This is a genomic window from Clostridium septicum, from assembly GCF_003606265.1.
Classification (GTDB): Bacteria; Bacillota; Clostridia; order Clostridiales; family Clostridiaceae; genus Clostridium; species Clostridium septicum.
In genome coordinates this window covers 2,907,747-2,929,739 of record NZ_CP023671.1, presented here as the reverse complement: position 1 = coordinate 2,929,739, position 21,993 = coordinate 2,907,747, and the positions used below count along the sequence as shown (strand labels likewise).

Sequence of the window (21,993 nt, the reverse complement as noted above, 5' to 3'; positions counted from 1 at the left end):
ATTATCAATTGATAATTAAAGTTACTCATCTTTTTTATCACAAATACTTTATATTCTAAGTATTATGATAATATAATTTTCACTAATTCTATTTATTAACTAAAAATCAATTGATAATAAAAAAAGGAGGCACTCAAATTTATGAATAACAGATTAAATATAGGTATCAAAGTGAGTAAAACTACAATAATTGGAAATATACTTCTATCTATAATAAAAATATTAATTGGATTTTTTTCTAAAAGTAACGCTATGGTGGCAGATGGAATTCACTCCTTCTCCGACGTAATTAGCACCATTGGGGTTATAATAGGCTTAAAACTTTCAAACAAACCTGCTGATAAGGAACATCCTTACGGTCATGAACGTATAGAAAGTTTAGTTTCTTTACTTCTATCAATAATGTTATTTTTAGTTGCCCTTGGAATTGGTATGTCTGGTGCCAGTGACATACTAAATAAAACATTCACTATACCTAGCATGCTGGCAATATTTGCTGCATTATTATCAATATTAGCTAAAGAATGGATGTATTTTTATACTATGAAATATGCTAAATTAATTGACAGCGCTTCATTAAAAGCAGATGCATGGCATCATAGGTCTGACTCCTTATCATCATTAGGAGCTTTAATAGGTATTATTGGAGCACGAATTGGATTTCCTATATTAGATCCTTTAGCATCTCTAATAATATGTATATTAATTTTAAAAGTTTCTTATGAAATAGCAAAACAAAGCATTTCTCAACTAGTTGATGAATCAGCAAAGGATGATACTATTACTGAAATAATATCTAAAATAAATTCCATCGATGATGTTAGAAAAATAGATAGTGTTAAAACTCGACTTCATTCTACCAAGATTTACGTTGATGTTGAAATTTCCGTTGATTCTTTCCTTACAGTTGAAGAAGGTCATGATATAGCTATTAAAGTACACAATTTAATAGAAGAAAATAGAAAAATAAAACATTGTATGGTTCATGTTAATCCTTTCGTTACTCAATAATCATTTCAAGTCATAATTTGTAACTAAAAAAATTAAATTCTCATATTATATTATTATTATAACAATTTTCTGAGGATAAATTTATGTTAGAAACACTTTTATTAGTCCTATCAGTATCTATAGACTCTTTTGTAGCTAGCATAGCATATGGAACAGATAAAATTAAAATCCCAATTTTATCAGCTCTAATTATTGATATTGTCTGTTCTGCAATGCTTGGGGTTTCTCTTTTACTGGGTTCTTTAATAAAAGACTATATTCCTAGTACAGTTGCTATCAGTATTAGCTTTCTTATTTTATTTGGCCTTGGTGTCTATAGATTATTTGAATCCATATTTAAAAACTATATAAAAAATAAATCAAATGCTTTAAAACCATTAACATTCAAAATGTTTGATTTTAATTTTGTACTTCAAGTTTATGCAGATGAAACTAAAGCTGACTTTGATAAGTCAAAAATACTTACTTCTAAAGAAGCTTTTTATCTGGCTTTCGCACTTTCTCTTGATAGTTTAGCCGTAGGATTTGGTAGTAGTTTAATTAGTGTTAATTATCTTCAAGCTATAATCTTCTGCTTAATACTTGGCATGATGGCTATATTAACAGGTGTATATATTGGAAGAAAATTCATTGAAAAAGTTGATATTGATCTCTCTTGGTTATCCGGTGCATTATTAATTTTACTTGCCATAATGAGGGTAATATAAAAAATCTAGTTAAAGCTCTAAATTTATGAGCTTTGACTAGATTTTTTTATTCTATTTATCATAAAATTATATATACTAAAATTTCTTTATGTTAGTATAAGAGTTAATATATAATACAAACTAATTATATATTATTTATTTGGAGGTATTAATTTGAGTAATAAGAATTATAATTATTTAACAAATGAAAAATCACCTTATTTACTTCAACATGCTAATAATCCAGTTAATTGGTATAGTTGGTGTGATGAAGCCTTTAAAAAAGCTAAAGAAGAAAATAAACCGATATTTCTTAGTATAGGTTATAGTACATGTCATTGGTGTCATGTAATGGCTCATGAAAGTTTTGAGGATGATGAAGTAGCTTCAATACTTAACAAAAGCTTTATTTCAATAAAAGTTGATAGAGAAGAACGTCCTGATATAGATAGTATATATATGACGGTATGTCAAAGGTTAACTGGTAGCGGTGGTTGGCCATTAACAATTTTTATGACTCCAGATCAAAAACCTTTTTTTGCTGGAACTTATTTCCCAAAAGAAAATAAATACGGCGCTATAGGGTTTATTAGCCTTCTTCAAACTATATCTAACAAATGGAGTACATCTAAAGATGAAATAATTTCTTCTAGTGATAAAATCATAAACTCATTACAAAATGACTTTGACCCTACAAATAACAATGAGGGTTTATCTAAAAAAGCTCTTAAAGATGGATTTTTACTTTCTAGCCAATTATTTGAACCTAAATATGGTGGCTTTGGTCCTGCTCCAAAATTCCCTACACCTCATAAATTAATGTTTCTTTTAAATTTTGGTATTATAGAAAATATGGTTAATCCTACAGAAATGGTTGAAAAAACATTAATATCAATGTTCAGAGGTGGATTATATGATCATATAGGGTATGGGTTTTCTCGATATTCAACTGATAATAAATGGCTAATTCCTCATTTTGAAAAAATGCTTTATGATAATGCATTGCTTATTATGATTTATTTGGATACTTATATGATTACTAAAAATCCACTTTACAAAAAGGTCGCTATTAATACTTTAGATTTCATACTACGTGATATGACTAATAAAGATGGTGGTTTTTATTCAGCATTAGATGCAGACACTGATGGAGAAGAAGGAAAATTCTACACTTTTACTTATAAAGAAATAATAGAGCTTTTAGGTGAAGAAGATGGTAGTTATTTCTGTGAATATTTTAATGCTACAGAAGAAGGTAATTTCGAAGGTAAAAACATATTAAATCTTTTAGATAACTATAATTATAACAAAGAAGACAAAAAAATAGATATCCTTAGAAAAAAAGTGTTTGATTATAGAAATAAAAGAAATACTCTAAATAAAGACGATAAAGTATTAACATCATGGAATGCTCTAACAATAGCTGCTTTAGCTAAAAGTTATAAGGTTTTAAATGATGAAAACTATTTAAATGCTGCCAATAAAAATTTAACTTTTATAAAATCTAAATTAACTGACAAAGATGGTAGATTATTAGCTAGGTATAGAGATGGCGAATCAAAATACAATGGTTATCTAGATGATTATGCTTATCTTATTTTTGCATTAATTGAATTATACGAAGCAACCCTTAATATATGTTATTTAGAAGATGCCCTTAAATTTACTAAAGATATGGTAAACTTATTTTGGGATAATGAAAACTTTGGATTCTTTCTTTATGGAAAAGACTCAGAAAATCTAATTGCTAATCCAAAAGAAATTTATGATGGCGCTCTTCCTTCTGGAAATTCTGTAGCTTCATATATTTTAGTAAAACTATCTAAAATTACAGGTGATAAAACCTTTATAGAACTAGCAAATAACCAGCTTAATGCCTTTTATTTAACTGTTAAAGAAATGCCTATGGCTTATACCTTTTATTTAACAGCATTACTTTTAGAACTATATGATTCTAAAGAATTAATTTGTGTAGCTAAAGACCTTAATGATGTTAAAGAATTAAAAAACTCATTATCAAATAACTTTATTCCAAACCTTACTGTGGTTTTAAAAACTAATGAAAATAGTGAAAAACTTGAAGAACTTATTCCTTATTTAAAAAACTATGATTTTAAAAATGAAACTATTACTTACTATCTGTGTGAAAATAATAAATGCTCTCCTCCATCTAACATATTACCAATTTAATTTTAAATGGCTGATATAAATTATATCAGCCATTTTTTTAAATTTAATAAACATTTTATAAATTCTTAAATACTATAATATTATATAAAATGTTTATAGGAGTTACTATGAAATATATTTTAAAAACCCCTTTAAGAAAAATCTACAGAAATATTTCTTATAAAACCAATTCTATAATAAGAACTTTTAAGGAAGATCCAAATTACATAGAAACGGCAACTAGATTTATTAATAATAATAATTTCAGTAGTAGCACTTACTATTTTATTTGGGTTGATACTAAAAATTTTAAAACAAATATCTTTGAAGGTTCAAAAAATAATTGGAAACTTGTAAAGAGTTACTTATGTAGTATAGGAAAACCCTCTACACCTACAATCAAAGGGAATTTTGTAGTAGGAATAAAAGGCCTTTATTTTGGAGTAAATCATGGTTATAAATGCTGGTACTACACTCAAATAAATGGAAATTATCTCTTTCATTCTATAATTTATAATTTAGATGGAAGCATAAGAGATGGACGACTAGGGGTTGCCATATCTGATGGATGTGTTAGATTAGCTAAGGAAAATGCAAAATGGATATACGATAATATACCTAGAACTACTGCAATATATATTTCCTGAAAAAAATAGGAAGGTTTAATTAGTAACCTTCCTATTTTCATATTAAAATTATTAAGATTTTAAGTTTAAATTTTCAAATGAATTTGTTAAAACAAACTTACCTTCTCCAACCTTTATAAACTTAACTATAACTTTATCTCCAATTGAACTTAATGCTACTTCTCTTGATGTTTCAGTTGAAACCGAGAAAATATTATCATTTCCTTTTAACTTTATATCGTAAATACTTGTACCATCTTTTACTACTAATCCTATTCTTTCTATTTCTCCCTCCAAAACTTCTTCACTACTAGCACCTTCTAAAGATATATTAGTATTTGTTAAGCCTTCTAAATATTTATTTAATGTAGCTTGAAGTGAATCGCCAACTCCTACTATATTATAATTTTTAACATTAATCATGGCATATTGCTTAACTAAACCATTTGAATCTTTAAGTGTTGTAAAATAAGTAGGTTCATTTTGTATATTTATTAAATATGGAAATGTAGCTTTATATCCAAATTGCTGAACTTTTCCCTCTGCTGATTGCATACTTGCTGTTTCAGTTGCTCCTGCTGTTTTATACATTGTAGTCTTTCCAGTTCTTGTATTTGTTAAAGTAAATCCTACTAATCCTTCATCGTTACCAACTGAAGTTATACCAGTGTAATAATAACAAATATCATTATTAAATATTAAATTCATTCCCTCTGTACTTTTTAGTTTATCTTTATCACTAAAGTTTAATACTCCATGTACCAATTCACCCCATTTATCTATATATTTTTTAATATATCTATTTGGTTGAATTCTATCTACCCATTTTGGTGTATTTTCTATATCATATATTTGTGATTCACCTGTTTGTGCATCTATAATTAAGGTTCCTATTGCCTTTGCTTCTGTCATTCCAATGGCATTATCATATCTAGTTACAACCCAATAAGGTCTTTCATTATCATCTAGCTCAAAAGTATAATCAGTATGTCCAACCTTTATATCTCTTAAATATGCAGCTCTATTTAAATCACTAAAAAGATATGATGATTCTAGATATTTTATTTTTAAAGTCTTTCCATCATGTTCAGTAATTAATTGCACATCACTTTGATTTGTTGCGCTAACCTTTATGTATCCAGGAGTTCCTTCTCTATTAGTAAACCATTTAAATAATGATGAATGTTCTAATGGTGCCACATAATATAGTTGCCCATGAACATTTTGTAAATCTAAATTACCTATTGTAACTTGACTACCTAAACTAGGTATTTCACCTAATTTTTTATCTGCTAATTTATAAGCAAGCTCTTTATCAATAGTAGGTAATTGCTTTAAATCTATGTGTTGTATTTGACTTGTAAAATCTACTTCTTCTACATTTCCTAATAAATTCCTATGGCTCTTATAACTAATTAAAGGGCTAAAGAAAATTACTGCTATAAAATATATTACTGCTAAGCCTATAGCCGTTTTAAGATAATTCTTATTAAATGTTATAAATGAATACACTACACTTACTAAAATAAATACTGCTACTATATAAAATATATTTAAACTTATGTCAAAAATTAATTTACTATTAAAAGCTAATATAATTCCCCCAATAAAATAGCCTAAAAATAGCCATCCTAAAAATTTATAAATTGAACTTTTTTGTGGTTTGAATTCACGTATATTATCCATTTAATTCCTCCAAATTATTTATTTTATATAAGTAAATTATATCATGTATATTAATAATATTCTTTTATATTTTTGTAAATGCAATCAAAATATAAAAAGTACAGTTTTACTCAATTAATTTTAAGCTTAAACTGTACTAACTTAATAAATTACTACTAATTCTTTTCATCATCATTCTGTAATCTTTTTTCATGCTTATTTATTTTTTTATATGATTCTAAATATGGCATTACATCAATGATAGCCATAATTACGCCAACAGCTATTATTAATAATATTTGTACTAATTTCATATTACCATTCTTCCTTTAAGGAATATTCTAATATATAATATGACCTTAAGAATAAAATAGTTATCAAATAACTTTTATAAAATAAAAAAAGTTATATTAATTAATATAACTTTTTTTATTCTATAAATCCTCTTGGGGGATCTGAAGATTGTGTGCAGTGATATCTTTCCCCCTAATATAACATCCGTGACATGTTATATTTCTATAATAATTCTTTTTTTTCATTTTGTCAAATTATGTATTGGATATTTTTATATTTTTATTATTTTTATTATTTAATCAATATCTAATATTAAAAAATAAAGAATATTTTGTTAAATATTTAATTTATTTACTATTATTTAAGATAATTTTAAATTAAAAAGAAGTTTCTATAAAAAGAAACTTCTTTTTATTAAATTTATTTTCCCCATTGATTATTTGTTGCAGTCTTTTTTTCTTTTCCGCAACAATGGTCTCCACAAACATGATCTACTTCATGATTATGCTTTTTATTATTTTTATTATTGTGTCCACAGCAACATTCTTTACTCATTAGTATCACTTCCTTTTTATTTGATACTAATATTATCTGTAATTATTAAATAATAATTCTATATAAAGAATTGATATATTGAAATATACTTCCAAACTAATTTCTCATAACTATGTATATTACATAACCTATATACATGGTGACTAAAATTATACCTTCAAATTTGCTTAATTTAGTTTCCTTATCTTTTCCATAAAACATGAATATACCTAATATAATACTTATAATAATTAAAAATATCATATCTATACTTAAATTAATTGCTACTGGAATAGGATTAATTATAGCTGACATACCTAGTATTAATAATATATTAAATATATTAGAACCAAGTACATTTCCTATAGCTATATCATTTTCACCTTTAATAGCTGCTACCATAGAGGTTACTAATTCTGGAAGTGATGTTCCAACTGCAACTATAGTTAATCCTACTAATTTCTCGCTCATCCCAAAAGAGTATGCTATATTAGTAGCAGCATCTACTACTAATTTACCACCTATTATAACTCCAGCTACTCCAATAATTACTTTTAATATGCATGAAATTACATTTATATTTTTTCCTTCTTCTTTATCCTCATTATTTTTATTTGTTCTTTTAGCTGAAATAATAAGATAAATTATATATGCTATACATACTATTAAAAATATAATTCCATCAAGTCTTGTTATTATAGCTTCTCCACTAAATAAAGTAGGAGCAAAGGTTAAAATTAGTAATAATATAGATATCAAAACATTAATTATGTAGTCTTTTATTATTGTTGTTTTCTTTATTAATATAGGCATTATTATTGCCGTTACTCCAAGAACCATTAAAGTATTAAAAATATTAGACCCTAAAACATTACCTATTGTTATTCCATTATTTCCTTGTATAGATGAAATTAGACTAATTGCTAATTCTGGAGCACTAGTTCCTAAGGAAACTATAGTTAGTCCAACTATAACTGCTGGTATTCCTAACTTCTTAGCTATTGTAGCTGCACCATCTACAAAAATATCAGCTCCTTTAATTAACAAAACAAACCCAATTATCAATATAATGTAATTCATCATTTTCTCCTTTATATTCTATAATTAATTATTACAAAACTATATTATATCATTTTTGTTACATAAATACATAAATTTATTTAACTTTTTTATTTTATCCTAAATATAAAAACTAATACTAATTTTAAAGCAAAAAAAAACTTAAAATGGCTTAAAAGAGATTTCTTGAAACTTTTAAACCATTTTAAGTTTTTATATTTTAACTTTCTACATTAGTTCTATAAAACTATTTACTGCTTCTTCCGCCTTTTTATATTCTTCTTTAGATGGTACAAAACAGAATGATAAACCTGGATCCACTGTCTTAAGCTTTAATTCTTTTAGTCTTGAAGTAAGCATTTTTACGCCTTCTCCACTCCATCCATATGAACCAAATGCTAATGCTGCCTTTCCTCTATTTACAACTGGACTAACCACTGAAAGTAAATCCCAAGAAGGCTTAACAGCATCTTGATTTATAGTTGGAGATCCCACCATAAATCCCTTTGCTCTTTCTATTTTAGCCGCACATTCTTCTAAAGGAATTGATGTTATTTCAGTTACATCTGCTTTGAATCCTTTTTCTTCTAACTTTTCTTTCATAAAATTAGCCATTGCTTCTGTATTTCCATAAGCTGATATATAAAATATTTCTACTTTTTTATTATCTACTGGAACTTCTTTAGCCCATTCTCTATATAAATTTAAAATTTTATCTATGTTGCTTATATGAACTGGACCATGACTTGGAGCTATGATTTCTATTTCTAAATCTTTTATTTTATCTAACCCCATATTTACAAATCTTTTAAATGGTCCCATTATACAATCAAAATAATACTTCATTTCTTCAAAATAATCATCACCAAAGCTATCACACATTTTGGCAATAGGACTATAATGACATCCTGTAAAATCACATGTAAAAATAAACTTTTCATCTTCTATATAAGTAAACATTGTGTCTGGCCAATGAAGATTTGGAGCCATTATAAATTTAAGTGTAGTTTTTCCCAATACTAAATCTTCTTTAGCTTCTATTGCATTAAATTCTATATTTAAAATATTTTTAAGATAATTTAATGCAGCCTTTGACGCTACAACTTTAATTTCTGGATAATCTTCTATTAATTTAATTAAAGAACCACTATGGTCTAATTCAGTATGGTGAACTATTACGTAATCTACCTTTTTATCACCTATAACTTCAGTTAAATTTTTTTTAAATTCATCATAATATCCATTTTTCACAGTATCTACAACTGCTATTTTTTCATCATTTATTAAATACGAATTATACGTAGTTCCTTTTTTAGTTTCCATAATTATATCAAATATTTTTAAATTTGGATCTTTTACCCCTACCCAATATATATTGTTTTTTAACAACTCTGCTGACATCTAAAATACCTCCCAAATAAGCTTAGTGCAATTTATACAACTTTAATATAACTTAATATTTATTATACATACTTCCAATTCATAATTTTAACATATTAATTTATTTATAACAAAATCACAATAAGCTATTTACAGTATTTATTCCTATATTTCTCTATTTTCCTCTAAATTAACAATTATTATTCAATGATTGTTATTATTTTATCATATTTGTTTTTTCACTAATTTCTATGATATATTCACTATGCAAAGCTCTAGTTAAAGAAACATACAATAATCTTTGATCTAAAAGTCTATTTGAGTACTTCCCTTTGCTTGGATCATATATTATTGTAGCATCAAACTCTAATCCTTTAGTTAAATAAGCTGGTATAATTGATATATCCCCAGGTGATTTTTTTTCCGTACCCTTTACTAATGAAATTTTTTCTTTAATTTTCTTTTTAAGCATTTTTTCTAATGCTTTACCCTCTTCTAAACTTTTAGTTATGATAGCAATGCTACTTTTTCCTTCATCTTTAATTTCACTTATTATTCTATTTATATTATCTACAATTTCACAATTTTCATTGCATTTTATAATACTTGGCTCTTTTCCATGTCTAAGTACTGGTTTTGCAGACTTTAATCCAAGTTTTTGCGCCTCTAAAGCTCCGTTTGCAAACTCAATTATTTCAACTGTTGATCTATAACTTTGAGTTAATTGAATATAAGTTGCCTTTCCATTAAAAACACCATTAGTTATGTCTTCCCATGTTTTAACACCTTTATAATAGTAAATACCTTGAGCTAAATCCCCCACTAAAGTTAATGAATTTCCTTTTGATAATTTATTAATTAAATATATTTGAAATGGATTATAATCTTGAGCTTCATCTACAACTATATGCTTAAATTTTTCCTTTTCAGTAACTCCTTCTAAAAGCAAATTAATATGTAGAAGAGGTGCTAAATCATCTTCATCAATAATTCCGTTTTCAGCATGTTCTAATACCTCTTCTTTCATAAATTCAAATACTTCATCAGGAACTTTTCCTAGTGTTGCTATTTCAAAAAGCTCTTTATCTCTAAATAAATTTAAATAAATATCCTTTGAGGTTATTCCTCTCCACTCTTTAAAATAATCATTCATCTCGCTTTTTGTATTTGATTTTATATAGTTTTTAATTTCATCTCTTTCTCCATAAACTTTTATAAGTTTACTTCTTCTTTCTTCACAATCTGGCATTTCTTTTTTTATTCTTTTTATTTCAGCTTCCCACTCAATATCAATTTGAATACAAAGATTTTCTATTTTTTCTTTTAATTTTAATCCTAAATACCTTTTTATTTCATCTTTTCTTTTATTTATAGGAAAAGTTTTTAAATCTTTTAAATATAACCTTATAATTTCCCTTCTAGTAAAAATAACGTATCCTTTTACTACTACATCTTGAATATCTACAGAATCACTTTCTAATAAAGATATATATCTATCTATTGCACTTTTAAAATCCAAGGTGCCTTTTATTTCAGATGACTTTGTAATTAACTCACACCTTTTCTCATCTGTAGTTTCTATTATTTCTTTTATTTTTTCATCTTTATTTTTTATTTTTCCCTTTAGCTTAAGTCTTTTACAAACTAACTCTTGAAAAGTAGTTTGCTTTACTTGATCTACTCCAAGGTTTGGTAGTATTTCTGATATATAATCCAAAAACAACTTATTAGGTGCTAATACTAATATATCTTTACCTTCAATTGTATCTGCATATCTATATAATAAATAAGCTAATCTATGAAGGGCTATTGTTGTCTTCCCTGATCCTGCTGATCCTTGAACTATTATTGGAAGATTTTTAGGCCACCTTATAATATCATTTTGTTCTTTTTGTATGGTAGCCACTACTTCCTTTAATTTCTTACCTCTACTTTCTTCAAGGTTTATTTTTAAAAATTCATCGACTAAATCCCTTCCTTCTGCTTGATTTATTATTATTTCATTTATTCCTTCATCGAATATTTCTTTTATTTCGTTATCCTTAAATAAAAACTTTCTTTTTAAAGATAAATTTCCCTCTATTATTCCTGAAGGGGCTTTATAATACGCATCCCCCCCTGTTCCACTATAGTAAAGATCTGAAACTGGTGCCCTCCAATCAACTACAACTTCTTCTCCATCTAATGTTGAGCTAATCCCCTGTTTTCCTATATATATACTTTCCTCTTCTCCTCTTAATTCCCTAAAGTCAACACGTCCAAAATACGGAGTATTAAGAGCCTCCTCATAATTTTCTATATCTTTTTTTAAAACCGCATATATTTTTTCTGTAGTTTCCTTCTCTTCGCTATATGAACCTTTAGCTTCCTTAGTTAATGCCTTAAGCTTTGCCCCTATATTGCTTTGATTTTTTCTTTTCTCTTCTAACTCATGATCTATTTTTTTCCTTTTATCTTCAAGTATTTTCTTTTCTATTTCTAAATTTTCATTCATTATTACTACCTCATAAAACTAGATTAATGTTTTAATTATAGGATAATGAAAAATTAAATTCAACGTTCTAAAGGTTTTACCCTAAAACTTTTACTATTTAATTTTGTATATTCAAGCTTTGGCTCATAAACATATAATTCTCTTATAAATCCACATATGGATATTAACATGATTATTCCAAAAGGTAGTGCTGCTATTATTGATGCATTTTGAATCATTTCTAATCCTCCTGCAAATAAAAGTATAATTGTTAATAATGATAATGTTGCTCCTAAAATTATCTTCCTAATATTTTTAACTTTAGTATCTCCATTACATGTTATCATTCCTAAAACATAAGTGGCTGAGTCTGCACTTGTTACAAAGAAAGTTATCAATAAAGCTATTGCAATTAATGACATTAAATTACCTAGCGGATATTGCTGGAATATCATAAACATAGATGTTTCCACTTTTTGTATTGCAACATTACCTATTTCAATTGGTGCGTTTACTCCTAAATTACCAAATACAGCCATCCAAGCCATGCAAAATCCTGCTGGAATAAATAAAACTCCAAGTATGAATTCCCTAATAGTTCTTCCTTTTGAAACTCTAGCTATAAATATAGCAACAGAAGGTGCCCAAGCAATCCACCATCCCCAATAAAAAATTGTCCATTTTTCATACCAAGGTCCACTTATAAAAATATTATTATTAGTTGTTAATAAATCAACTCCATAACCTTGTAAACCTAAACTTATATTTTTTAAAAGTTCGCCTTTAGGTCCAACTATAATTGCCATTGTAAATAATAGAAATGCTAAAGCTATATTTGCATTAGATAATATTTTTATCCCTTTTTTAACGCCTGTACAAGCTGATATTAAAAACAATAAAGTTATTACTGTTATTATTACTATCTTTACAATATTTGTTTCTGGTACTCCCAATAAATAATTTAAACCACTTGTTACTTGTAATGTTCCCATTCCAAGTGAAGTAATTATCCCTGCCATTGTTGCAAATACAGTAAATATATCAACAATTTTCCCTAAAGTTCCTTTTGCTTTCTCTTCTCCTACTAAAGGTATTAATAAACTACTAATTAATAAAGGTTTCTTTCTTCTATAATGTATATAAGCAAGTGCTAAAGCTAATACAGCATAACAAGCCCAAGCAGATACTCCTATATGAAGAAAAGCTTTTGAAAAAGCAAATTTTTTTGCTTCCTCTGTGACTCCTTCAACACCTAATGGGTTAATGTAATGTGTTAATGGTTCTGCTACTCCCCAGAAAACTAATCCTATTCCCATTCCAGCACTAAACAACATTGCAAACCAACTTATATTAGAAAACTCTGGTTTAGAATTATTATCTCCTAATTTAACTTTACTAAATCTACTAAAAACTGCCCATAAACATACTAAGAAAAATATTAACATCATTCCACAATATGCCCATGAAAATTTATCAATAAACATTGAATAAACTACTGATACATTTTTTTCAAAATTATTCTTAAATAAAGCTCCCCAAACAAATATAATTGTTGAAAAAATAATAAAACTTTTAAAGATAATATTATTTTTATTAAAAAATCTTATTTTTGTATTTCTCATAACTCCTCCTTGACACATCTATTTATTTTAAAAGTTGTCAGTTCTACTAAAAATAAATCCCTGTTATTTACAGGAACTGTTATACTTATAGTATCATATAAGTTGTCAGTTGTGCAACCTCTTATAAAAATAAAATGTTCTCAAAGCCATTTTATAGCTGTAAATTTTTTTGTCCATGCCCCATTCTTAAAAGGTTTCCTAAGAATAAAATAAATAACTTACATTTTCATTTATTTTTAATACAACATAGTTAATTTTTAAATTATAATCGAATTCTACATAATTTATTTATATAATTATCCAAAAAATAAAAAAATTTTACTTTTCTTATACAAGATGATAAACTTTCTTATATAAAGGAGTGTATTTAACAATGTCAAAACAAACTAAAACCCCAAATTATATAAAAATAGCTGTAGATATTGCTCATAGAATCGTAAATAATGATTTCGTAGAAGGAAGTAAAATAACTGGTAGAACTACGCTGGTTAGTTTATATAATGTTTCTCCGGAAACTATAAGAAGATCTCTTGCTCTTTTAAAAGATATGGATGTAGTTACTGTAAATGAAAAAAGTGGAATAATAATAAATAACAAAAGTCATGCTAAAGAATTTTTAAATAAGTTTAAAACTAAATCTGATTTTACAACTCTTAATAATGAAACTTTTGATCTTATTAAGCAAAGAAAAGATTTAGATTCAAAATTAATAAAAAACCTTAATTCTATAATAGAATTTGCAACTCAATTACGTAATGTTGGTTCTATAATTCCATTTGAAAGCATTGTAGAAGAAGGTAGTATAGCTGTTAATAAAAGTATAGGAGAACTTAATTTTTGGCATAACACAAAAGCTACTATAATTGCAGTTAAAAGAAATGGTGATTTATTCTTATCTCCAGGACCATATTTTAAAATTCAAAATGATGATATTCTTGTTTATGTTGGAGAAGATGAAGTATTAGAAAATGTTAAAAACTATATCTCTGCCGCAAAATAAAAAAATCTCTAGAAAATCTAGAGATTTTTTATTTAGTTTTTAAATGAATGTATCGGAGCAGGTATTCTTCCACCTCTTTTTATAAATAGTGAAGAGGAATATTTATTTACTGGCATTACTGGTGCTGTTCCTAAAAGTCCTCCAAACTCAACCATATCTCCTACATTACATCCAGGAGCTGGTATTATTCTAACTGCTGTTGTTTTATTATTTATCATTCCTATTGCTGATTCATCTGCTATCATTGCAGATATTGATTCTGCTGGAGTATTTCCAGGTACTGCTATCATATCTAGTCCTACTGAACATATAGCCGTCATAGCTTCTAGCTTTTCTAAATTTAATGATCCATTAAGAACTGCATCTATCATACCTGCATCTTCTGATACTGGTATAAATGCTCCACTTAATCCACCAACATGGCTACATGCCATAACTCCACCTTTTTTAACAGCATCATTTAAAAGTGCTAATGCTGCTGTTGTTCCATGTGTTCCCACTACCTCTAATCCCATTTCTTCCAATATATGAGCAACTGAATCACCAACAGCTGGTGTAGGCGCTAAAGATAAATCTACTATTCCAAATGGAACTCCTAATCTACTTGAGGCTTCTTTAGCTACTAATTGACCCATTCTTGTAATTTTAAATGCTGTCTTTTTTATTGTTTCAGAAACAACATCGAAAGATTCTCCTTTAACTTTTTCTAGAGCTCTTTGTACTACTCCTGGTCCACTTACTCCAACATTTATAATTCTATCTGCTTCTCCAACTCCATGGAATGCACCTGCCATAAATGGATTATCTTCAACTGCATTACAGAATACCACAAGCTTTGCACAACCAAATCCCTTAGCATCCTTTGTTAAATCTGCTGTTTCTTTTATAATTTCACCCATCTCTTTAACTGCATCCATATTTATTCCACATCTTGTTGATCCTACATTTACAGATGAACAAACTTTCGTTGTTTTTTCTAATGCTTCAGGAATAGACTTAATTAAAATTCTATCACTCTTCGTATAACCTTTTTGAACAAGGGCTGAAAAACCTCCAATAAAATCAATTCCTAATGTATGTGCTGCTTTATCTAAAGTCTCTGCAAATTTCACATAATTTTCTTCATCTGTAGCTCCTGCTATTATAGAAATTGGAGTTACTGAAACTCTTTTATTTACTATTGGAATACCAAATTCATTTTCTATTTCATTTGCAACCTTAACTAATTTTTTTGCTGAAGTTACAATCTTATTATATATTTTTTCTCTTGCCTTATCACCATCTGAATCTATACAATCTAATAGAGAAATTCCCATTGTAATAGTTCTTATATCTAGTTTTTCTTCTTCTATCATTTTTATAGTTTCTAATATATTATTTACGTTCATATTTTACCTCCGAATTATAGTGTATGCATTGAATTGAATATTTCAGCTCTTTGAATTTTAACGTCTACACCTAATTCTTCACCTTTTGAAAGTAAAGCTTTTTTAGCATCATCAAAAGTTCCATTAGCTTTTCCTAAATCAAGCATCATTATCATAGTAAAATATTCTTCCATTATAGTTTGATTTACATCTAAAATATTTATATTTTGATTTAATAATTCGTTGCTAATTCCGGCTACTATCCCCACCCTATCTTTACCTATTACTGTTAAAATTGCTTTCATTTTATGTTCACTCCTTTATATATAAAAAAAGGACCTCCTTAAAGAATTTGAATTATCATAAATTCTCTCTTTATAGGTTATTGCCCTAAATAAACTTACCAAATTTACTATAATTTTATACTTAAAGCGTAAATTTGTCAAATTATTCTCAAAATAATTCGTGTTAATTTTAAAATTTTTCTGTTAATTAGAAAAAGAATGAATATTTCTTATACTAAATAAATAATATTTACTCTTTCTTCATTATTTCTATGTCTTTTTTTAACTCTTTAATTTCTTTTGTTAATTTATCTATATTATCCTTTAATTTATCTATCTCTTTACTATTATTACTAGTATCAGTGTTATTATTATTAGGACAATTAGGATTACTTGTATTTTTATTTGATAAATTATAATAGTTTCCTGGCCCACTTTCAAAGTATTGTTGTTGTGAATTGTATGTTAATATAGCTTGTCCTACTAATTGTAACCAGTTTCCAACTGCATTTTGTACATTAAATGGTAATCTTCCAGCCATAACATTTCCTATAAGTTCTCCTATTATTATAAAAAACTCAGGATTTAAATCCTGAAAACCACCATTGATATCATTACAACCTAAATTATTATTACTTTCACACCCATTATTATTTTTGTATTCAAAATTTCTAAAAAATTCTTCAAAGTTATTAAATCCATTAAAATTCATTTTTTTCCCTTTTAAAATAGCTTATGTACTATATTATTCACATATAACACTTTATGATACTTTACCTTACCTTTAATACATTATTCTATAAAACAAAAAATCAAGCAAAATATAAATTTAATTTTGCTTGATTTTATTCCTCTTAGCACACTAAATATGTTACAACAACATTCTAACATTTGCCAATTAATTTGTCTATATATTTACTGAATATTCTCTCCTTAATAGTATCAATATTTATTTTTAATATATAAATTATTTAAACTATTACATATTATTGAAAACCTTTTAATTAAATATAATAAATAAAGCTCACTCTATCTACTAGTTATAGCCTTTAAAAATACTTCAGCAGCCCCAAAATTTGTTGCTACAGGTGTGTTATGGACATCACATAATCTTATTAATGCTGTCACATCTGGTTCATGTGGTTGCGCTGTTAATGGATCTCTAAAAAATATAACTATATCTATTTCTCCAACTGCTATTTTAGCTCCTATTTGTTGATCTCCTCCTAATGGTCCTGATAAATATCTACATACATTTAATCCTATATGCTTTTCTATAAGACCTCCTGTTGTGCCTGTCGCAAAAATATTATGTTTTACAAACACATCTTTATATTTTTTAACAAACTCAATCATTTCTTCTTTTTTTTCATCATGTGCAATAATAGCAATATTCATTTCTACCATCCTCCAAAATAAATTAACCTTTAGTCATATAAATAAATTTATATACTATCTTTAGTTTACATATTCCAAATTTCCTTTTTAGTTGTAGATACACAAGTAGCCCCTGAATTTAATGCAGTGATTATTTCTTTTTTTGTATCTATAAGGCCACCTGATACAATAGGTTTCGAAGCTTCCATTGCAAGTTTTTTAATAACTTTAGGAATTGTGCCTGGCAACACTTCTATAGCATCACATTCATCCATTAAATGTTTTTTAGCATTATTTAATGAAAGAGTATCAAAAACAAATACTCTTTGAATTGCTATAAAACCATTATTTTTTGCTGCTTTAACAACTTGTGATTTTGTACTTATAATACCTTTAAAACTTGTCTCTTTCTTTAAAAATTTAATAGCCACTTCTTTATTATTTATACCTTCAATTAAATCTACATGAACTATACCTATTTTATTTTTCTCTGCAATTTTTTCACTTATTTCTTTTATATTAAGTAAGTCCCCAAATAACACAAATATAACTTCTGATTCAGAGTTTAAAGCCACTTCTAAAGCTTTGAGATCTTTAACAGCTGCTATAACAGGATTTTCTTCCAATAGCTCTTTTATCTTCATATTTATACCTCTTGTACCCCTTTATTTCAATCATTATAATTATGTCATCATTATAAATTAATGTCAATTAAGTTAATATCTTAACTAATAAATAAAAAGCATTGAGCTATTTAAACTCAATGCTTTTTATTTATACTACAATATTATCTATTGACATCTTATCATTAAACGTAGTATATATATCTTTTTTTCTTACTTTAGCTAAAGAATTAGCTAACACAAATGATAAACTTCCATCTATAAAATGATGTATCATTGTTCCAATAACTGTAACTATTATAACTTGATACATGTTAAATCCAAAAGGAATTACCGCTAACCCTTCTAATATTCCATGTATTGGAGCTGTTACTATTATAGCTTGTTTAAAGTTTCTTTTCTTTAGGATTATCTTTGCCCCAACAAATCCTACTATAATATGTGTAAATGCTCTAAGTACTACATGCATAGGCATTCCTGATAATAAAAATCCAATACCAGAACCTACTCCTACAATTATTGCAGTAATTGGTGAAATCAACATTGCTATAAACATAGGTACATGTGATGCCACAGTTGCTGTAAATGGTCCTACTATAATCTTTAAAAAACCAAATTGTATAGGAATTATTATTGCTAATGCCACTAAAAGTGCTGCAATAACCATCTCCTTTACTTTTATTGAAGTTCTCATATTTTAAAAGCCCCCTTAATGTATATACATAAGTATATACTAATTTTACTCCATTGTAAATATATTAACCAAAAATTTCTTAAGTTACTATAAAATTATTATTTTTTCCAAAGCACCTCTTTAATTTTTGTTTAAAGATAAATTACATTAAACCACTTTATTTTCCTTTAGGGAACTTAACTTTAAATTACTATTAATCTATATAATATAAAGTCCTAAAAATTAAAAAGAGAGCTTAGTTTACACTAAAATCTCTTATACTTAAAATCCTTACACTTTTTAAATGATTTTCTTCCGTGATGTATTCCTTTATTAACTGGATAAAATATACTATCATAAACTTTAGTAACTGGCTTCTTTGCCAATATATATATTATTAAAAAAGGACTTAAAAGTAATAAAGTATTTCTAATATAATCTAAATTCCATTTAGGTATAAAGAAATATACTAATAATACTAAATATATATGAAATACATATATATTCATAGTTGCTTTTCCTATATATGAATATATAACTTTTACTTTTGGTGTTAAATTTATTGTACATATACTAAAAATAATAGCTCCAATGTATAACAATACTCTAAAAAACATACCTTGAAAGACTGTTAAACCTGATTCATAATATGTACTAGAATTATATAAGAATCTATAATCTATTAAATTGTTTTTTGATATATAGAAGGCTCCATATGCAAATAATATTATAACAATAACGGATATTAACTTATTGCTTTTTTGGATTTCCATAAAGTCTTTTTCCTTTGTATAGTATCCTAATAGGAAAAATGGTAAAAATGTTATTGTTCGGGAAATTGCTAAAACAGAGGAACCACTTGGTAACATTCCTATTAAAAGTCCGCATATAAAACTAATTGGAAGTATATACTTTATTTTTATTAGATATTTTAAACTTATTCTCCAAAAAAATAAACTTAATAAATACCATAATGTCCACCCTGGATATAATACCGAAAACATAAATTCACCAGTTCCAATATATACTACCATATACCATATCATATCAAAAATTAAATATGGTAAAAGTAAACCTTTAATAGCTCCCTTACTTATCTTTTCTACATTCTTAGAAAAATATCCTGATATAAAAATAAAAAGTGGCATATGAAATATATAAATAAATATATAAATTCCTTTTAATATATTACTTTGATTTATATAGTATTCAATAACATGACCAAATACGACACAGAACATTAGTAGCACTTTTAAATTATCTAATAAATAATTCCTGTTTGTTAATTTATTCATCTGTCTTTATAAATTCTAATACTACATTAGAATCTTTCTCTCCTTTTCCTAATAATAACCCTGTCATATCTGAATGATGTTTTCCCTTTATTAAAATAACTTTTCCATAACCTTGTAATTTATTTATTTTATCTACAAAACTAAAAGAATTATCCGTATTAATTAACGGATCTCTATCTCCATGAATGCATAAAACTGAAATATGTGACTTGTAACTAATTAAATCTACTGGGTTTTTTCCATTAAAACTCTCATTTTTACCTAAATAATTTTCTATTAATGTTTTAGCATGTCTAGATGTACATTTATTGAAATCTAAAACTCCTGATATTGAAACCATTTTTTTAAATATCTTATTATCTATATTATATTTCTCATGGATTTTTTTATTAAATAACAAATTAGCCGCAAGTTCTCCTCCTGCTGAAAACCCCATAATTATTATTCCCCTTTTAAAATTTTTATCTTCTATATAATGAGAAAAGGCCGTAAATACATCTTCTATTTGAGTTGGATATTTATATATAGGTACCAATCTATATGATGGCAAAACTACTGTATATCCAAGTTTATTAAAATATTTTCCTATGCATGTACACATTTTAGGGCTTCCATGCCACCATCCGCCTCCATGTATAAAATATATTAGTGGTTTTTCATTATCATTTCCTTCAAATACTCTATAATACTGTCTCTTATTTTTCCCATATTTTACATCTCTAAATCTCACATTTTTATCACTAAATAAATTATATCTTGTAATTCTCCACATTAATGGAAGCATAGATAATTTTTCTTCCAACTTGAAATTCATCTTCCCTATCCTCCTCATTAAAAACTTCTTAAATTTATAATATACAATATATTAAAGTACTATACTTATCATTAATAAAATAATTATTTTATTGATTTATGTTTTCATATTATAAATATATTTTAAATCTAAGTTTTCGCATACTATTTTAATCTTAATAATATATTTACTTATAGAGTATATTTAAAATTACATTACTCTTAATTTTATTTATTAAAGGAGTAATATTATGTTTAGTAATCACTGCTTAATGCCATTAATTTTATCTTCACTTGCTGGTATGTCAACTGTTATAGGAGCTTTTATAGTATTTTTTTCAAAATCAAAAAATAAAAAACTTATATGCTTTTCCTTAGCCTTTTCCGCTGGAGTTATGATTTCTGTTTCTTTTACAGATCTATTTTCTACTGCTGAAGAAACATTAAGAAAATCTCAAGGGAATTTAAAAGGAATTTGCTATACAATATTATTTTTAGTTATAGGTGCATTTATAGCTATGCTTATAGATATGTTTATTCCTGAAGAACCTCGTTTAATTGCTAGTCAGCGTGGAAATAAACTTTACAGAGTTGGGTTTGTTTCAATGATTGCTTTAATGATACATAATTTCCCTGAAGGTGTAGCAACCTTTGTTTCTGGATATGAGAATACTACTCTTGGAATTACTATAGCCCTTGCTATAGCACTTCATAATATACCTGAAGGTATTTCCATTGCAATGCCAATATATTATTCCACTGGTAGTAAATTGAAAGCATTTAAATATACTTTTGTTTCAGGACTTGCAGAACCTATAGGTGCATTACTTGCATTATTATTCTTAAGACCTTTTATAAACGAAATAATACTTGCAATAATTTTTGCTATAGTTTCAGGAATAATGTTATATATTTCTTTCGAAGAATTAATACCTACTGCTAGAAAATATGGCTACGATAAGTTATATATATTTTCTATATTTTTAGGAATATGTATAATTCCTTTAAGTCATGTTCTTTTTAATTAAAGTTATAGGATATATGGGTAAGCTTATTACTTATT

At 26.5% G+C, this 21,993-nt stretch carries 21 protein-coding genes; 6 read left to right on the top strand and 15 right to left on the bottom strand.

Annotated elements, in window-relative coordinates; all coding sequences use genetic code 11:
* Positions 1–141: 141 nt before the first annotated feature.
* The 4 genes from CP523_RS13490 (at position 142) to CP523_RS13475 (ending at position 4,513) form a co-directional block, all read left to right on the top strand.
* A complete protein-coding gene (locus CP523_RS13490) occupies positions 142–1,011 on the top strand; it encodes a cation diffusion facilitator family transporter (RefSeq protein ID WP_066677572.1) in 870 nt (289 codons plus the stop codon).
* An 83-nt stretch (positions 1,012–1,094) separates the two neighbouring features.
* Positions 1,095–1,718 carry a sporulation membrane protein YtaF gene (gene ytaF / locus CP523_RS13485; RefSeq protein ID WP_066677570.1) on the top strand — a complete coding sequence of 208 codons (624 nt, stop codon included), beginning with the start codon at positions 1,095–1,097 and terminating at the stop codon, positions 1,716–1,718.
* A gap of 147 nt (positions 1,719–1,865) precedes the next feature.
* Positions 1,866–3,887, top strand: coding sequence for a thioredoxin domain-containing protein (locus tag CP523_RS13480; RefSeq protein ID WP_120140952.1), 2,022 nt, complete (start codon positions 1,866–1,868; stop codon positions 3,885–3,887).
* Positions 3,888–3,994: 107 nt separating this feature from the next.
* A complete protein-coding gene (locus tag CP523_RS13475; protein WP_083089550.1) occupies positions 3,995–4,513 on the top strand; it encodes a L,D-transpeptidase in 519 nt (172 codons plus the stop codon).
* A gap of 51 nt (positions 4,514–4,564) precedes the next feature.
* Here CP523_RS13475 and CP523_RS13470 read toward each other — a convergent pair whose 3' ends face one another.
* The 7 genes from CP523_RS13470 to CP523_RS13450 all read right to left on the bottom strand — a co-directional run bounded on the left by CP523_RS13470 (position 4,565) and on the right by CP523_RS13450 (position 13,519).
* Entirely contained in the window at positions 4,565–6,178 is a 1,614-nt protein-coding gene (locus CP523_RS13470) for a YesL family protein (protein WP_227909520.1), read from the bottom strand.
* A gap of 155 nt (positions 6,179–6,333) precedes the next feature.
* Positions 6,334–6,471 (bottom strand): hypothetical protein, encoded by a 138-nt coding sequence (locus CP523_RS16050; protein WP_162925994.1) that lies wholly within the window; start codon positions 6,469–6,471, stop codon positions 6,334–6,336.
* Between the two features lie 400 nt (positions 6,472–6,871).
* A complete protein-coding gene (locus CP523_RS16535; protein ID WP_265586010.1) occupies positions 6,872–7,006 on the bottom strand; it encodes a hypothetical protein in 135 nt (44 codons plus the stop codon).
* Between the two features lie 96 nt (positions 7,007–7,102).
* On the bottom strand, positions 7,103–8,065 hold the full coding sequence (locus CP523_RS13465) for a calcium/sodium antiporter (RefSeq protein ID WP_066677563.1): 963 nt from the start codon (positions 8,063–8,065) through the stop codon (positions 7,103–7,105).
* Positions 8,066–8,272: 207 nt separating this feature from the next.
* Positions 8,273–9,445, bottom strand: coding sequence for an FprA family A-type flavoprotein (locus CP523_RS13460; protein WP_066677562.1), 1,173 nt, complete (start codon positions 9,443–9,445; stop codon positions 8,273–8,275).
* Between the two features lie 196 nt (positions 9,446–9,641).
* Positions 9,642–11,918: an RNA polymerase recycling motor HelD gene (helD, locus tag CP523_RS13455; RefSeq protein WP_066677560.1), complete on the bottom strand. Its 2,277-nt coding sequence runs from the start codon at positions 11,916–11,918 to the stop codon at positions 9,642–9,644.
* A 59-nt stretch (positions 11,919–11,977) separates the two neighbouring features.
* A complete protein-coding gene (locus CP523_RS13450) occupies positions 11,978–13,519 on the bottom strand; it encodes a BCCT family transporter (RefSeq protein ID WP_066677559.1) in 1,542 nt (513 codons plus the stop codon).
* Positions 13,520–13,892: 373 nt separating this feature from the next.
* On the opposite strand from CP523_RS13450, the gene CP523_RS13445 reads away from it, so the two are divergent.
* Positions 13,893–14,519: a GntR family transcriptional regulator gene (locus tag CP523_RS13445; RefSeq protein ID WP_066677553.1), complete on the top strand. Its 627-nt coding sequence runs from the start codon at positions 13,893–13,895 to the stop codon at positions 14,517–14,519.
* A gap of 32 nt (positions 14,520–14,551) precedes the next feature.
* On the opposite strand, the gene CP523_RS13440 is transcribed toward CP523_RS13445, so the two are convergent.
* The 8 genes from CP523_RS13440 to CP523_RS13405 form a co-directional block, all read right to left on the bottom strand.
* Positions 14,552–15,907: a PFL family protein gene (locus tag CP523_RS13440; protein WP_120140951.1), complete on the bottom strand. Its 1,356-nt coding sequence runs from the start codon at positions 15,905–15,907 to the stop codon at positions 14,552–14,554.
* A gap of 14 nt (positions 15,908–15,921) precedes the next feature.
* Complete coding sequence (locus CP523_RS13435; protein ID WP_066677545.1) at positions 15,922–16,191, bottom strand: ACT domain-containing protein; 270 nt, start codon at positions 16,189–16,191, stop codon at positions 15,922–15,924.
* A gap of 229 nt (positions 16,192–16,420) precedes the next feature.
* The gene (locus tag CP523_RS13430) at positions 16,421–16,882 is read right to left on the bottom strand and encodes a hypothetical protein (RefSeq protein WP_066677538.1); all 462 of its coding nucleotides are present in this window, start codon (positions 16,880–16,882) and stop codon (positions 16,421–16,423) included.
* A 317-nt stretch (positions 16,883–17,199) separates the two neighbouring features.
* Positions 17,200–17,568, bottom strand: a complete 369-nt coding sequence (locus CP523_RS13425; protein WP_066677536.1) for a methylglyoxal synthase — start codon at positions 17,566–17,568, stop codon at positions 17,200–17,202.
* A 65-nt stretch (positions 17,569–17,633) separates the two neighbouring features.
* Positions 17,634–18,191 carry a glycerol-3-phosphate responsive antiterminator gene (locus CP523_RS13420; protein ID WP_120140950.1) on the bottom strand — a complete coding sequence of 186 codons (558 nt, stop codon included), beginning with the start codon at positions 18,189–18,191 and terminating at the stop codon, positions 17,634–17,636.
* Positions 18,192–18,321: 130 nt separating this feature from the next.
* Positions 18,322–18,864 carry an ECF transporter S component gene (locus CP523_RS13415; RefSeq protein ID WP_066677530.1) on the bottom strand — a complete coding sequence of 181 codons (543 nt, stop codon included), beginning with the start codon at positions 18,862–18,864 and terminating at the stop codon, positions 18,322–18,324.
* A gap of 245 nt (positions 18,865–19,109) precedes the next feature.
* Entirely contained in the window at positions 19,110–20,138 is a 1,029-nt protein-coding gene (locus tag CP523_RS13410; RefSeq protein WP_066677527.1) for an acyltransferase family protein, read from the bottom strand.
* A complete protein-coding gene (locus CP523_RS13405) occupies positions 20,131–20,952 on the bottom strand; it encodes an alpha/beta hydrolase (RefSeq protein ID WP_066677525.1) in 822 nt (273 codons plus the stop codon). Before CP523_RS13405 ends, CP523_RS13410 begins: the two co-directional genes overlap by 8 nt.
* 229 nt (positions 20,953–21,181) lie before the next feature.
* On the opposite strand from CP523_RS13405, the gene zupT reads away from it, so the two are divergent.
* Complete coding sequence (gene zupT / locus CP523_RS13400; RefSeq protein WP_066677523.1) at positions 21,182–21,958, top strand: zinc transporter ZupT; 777 nt, start codon at positions 21,182–21,184, stop codon at positions 21,956–21,958.
* The last annotated feature ends 35 nt before the right edge of the window (positions 21,959–21,993 follow it).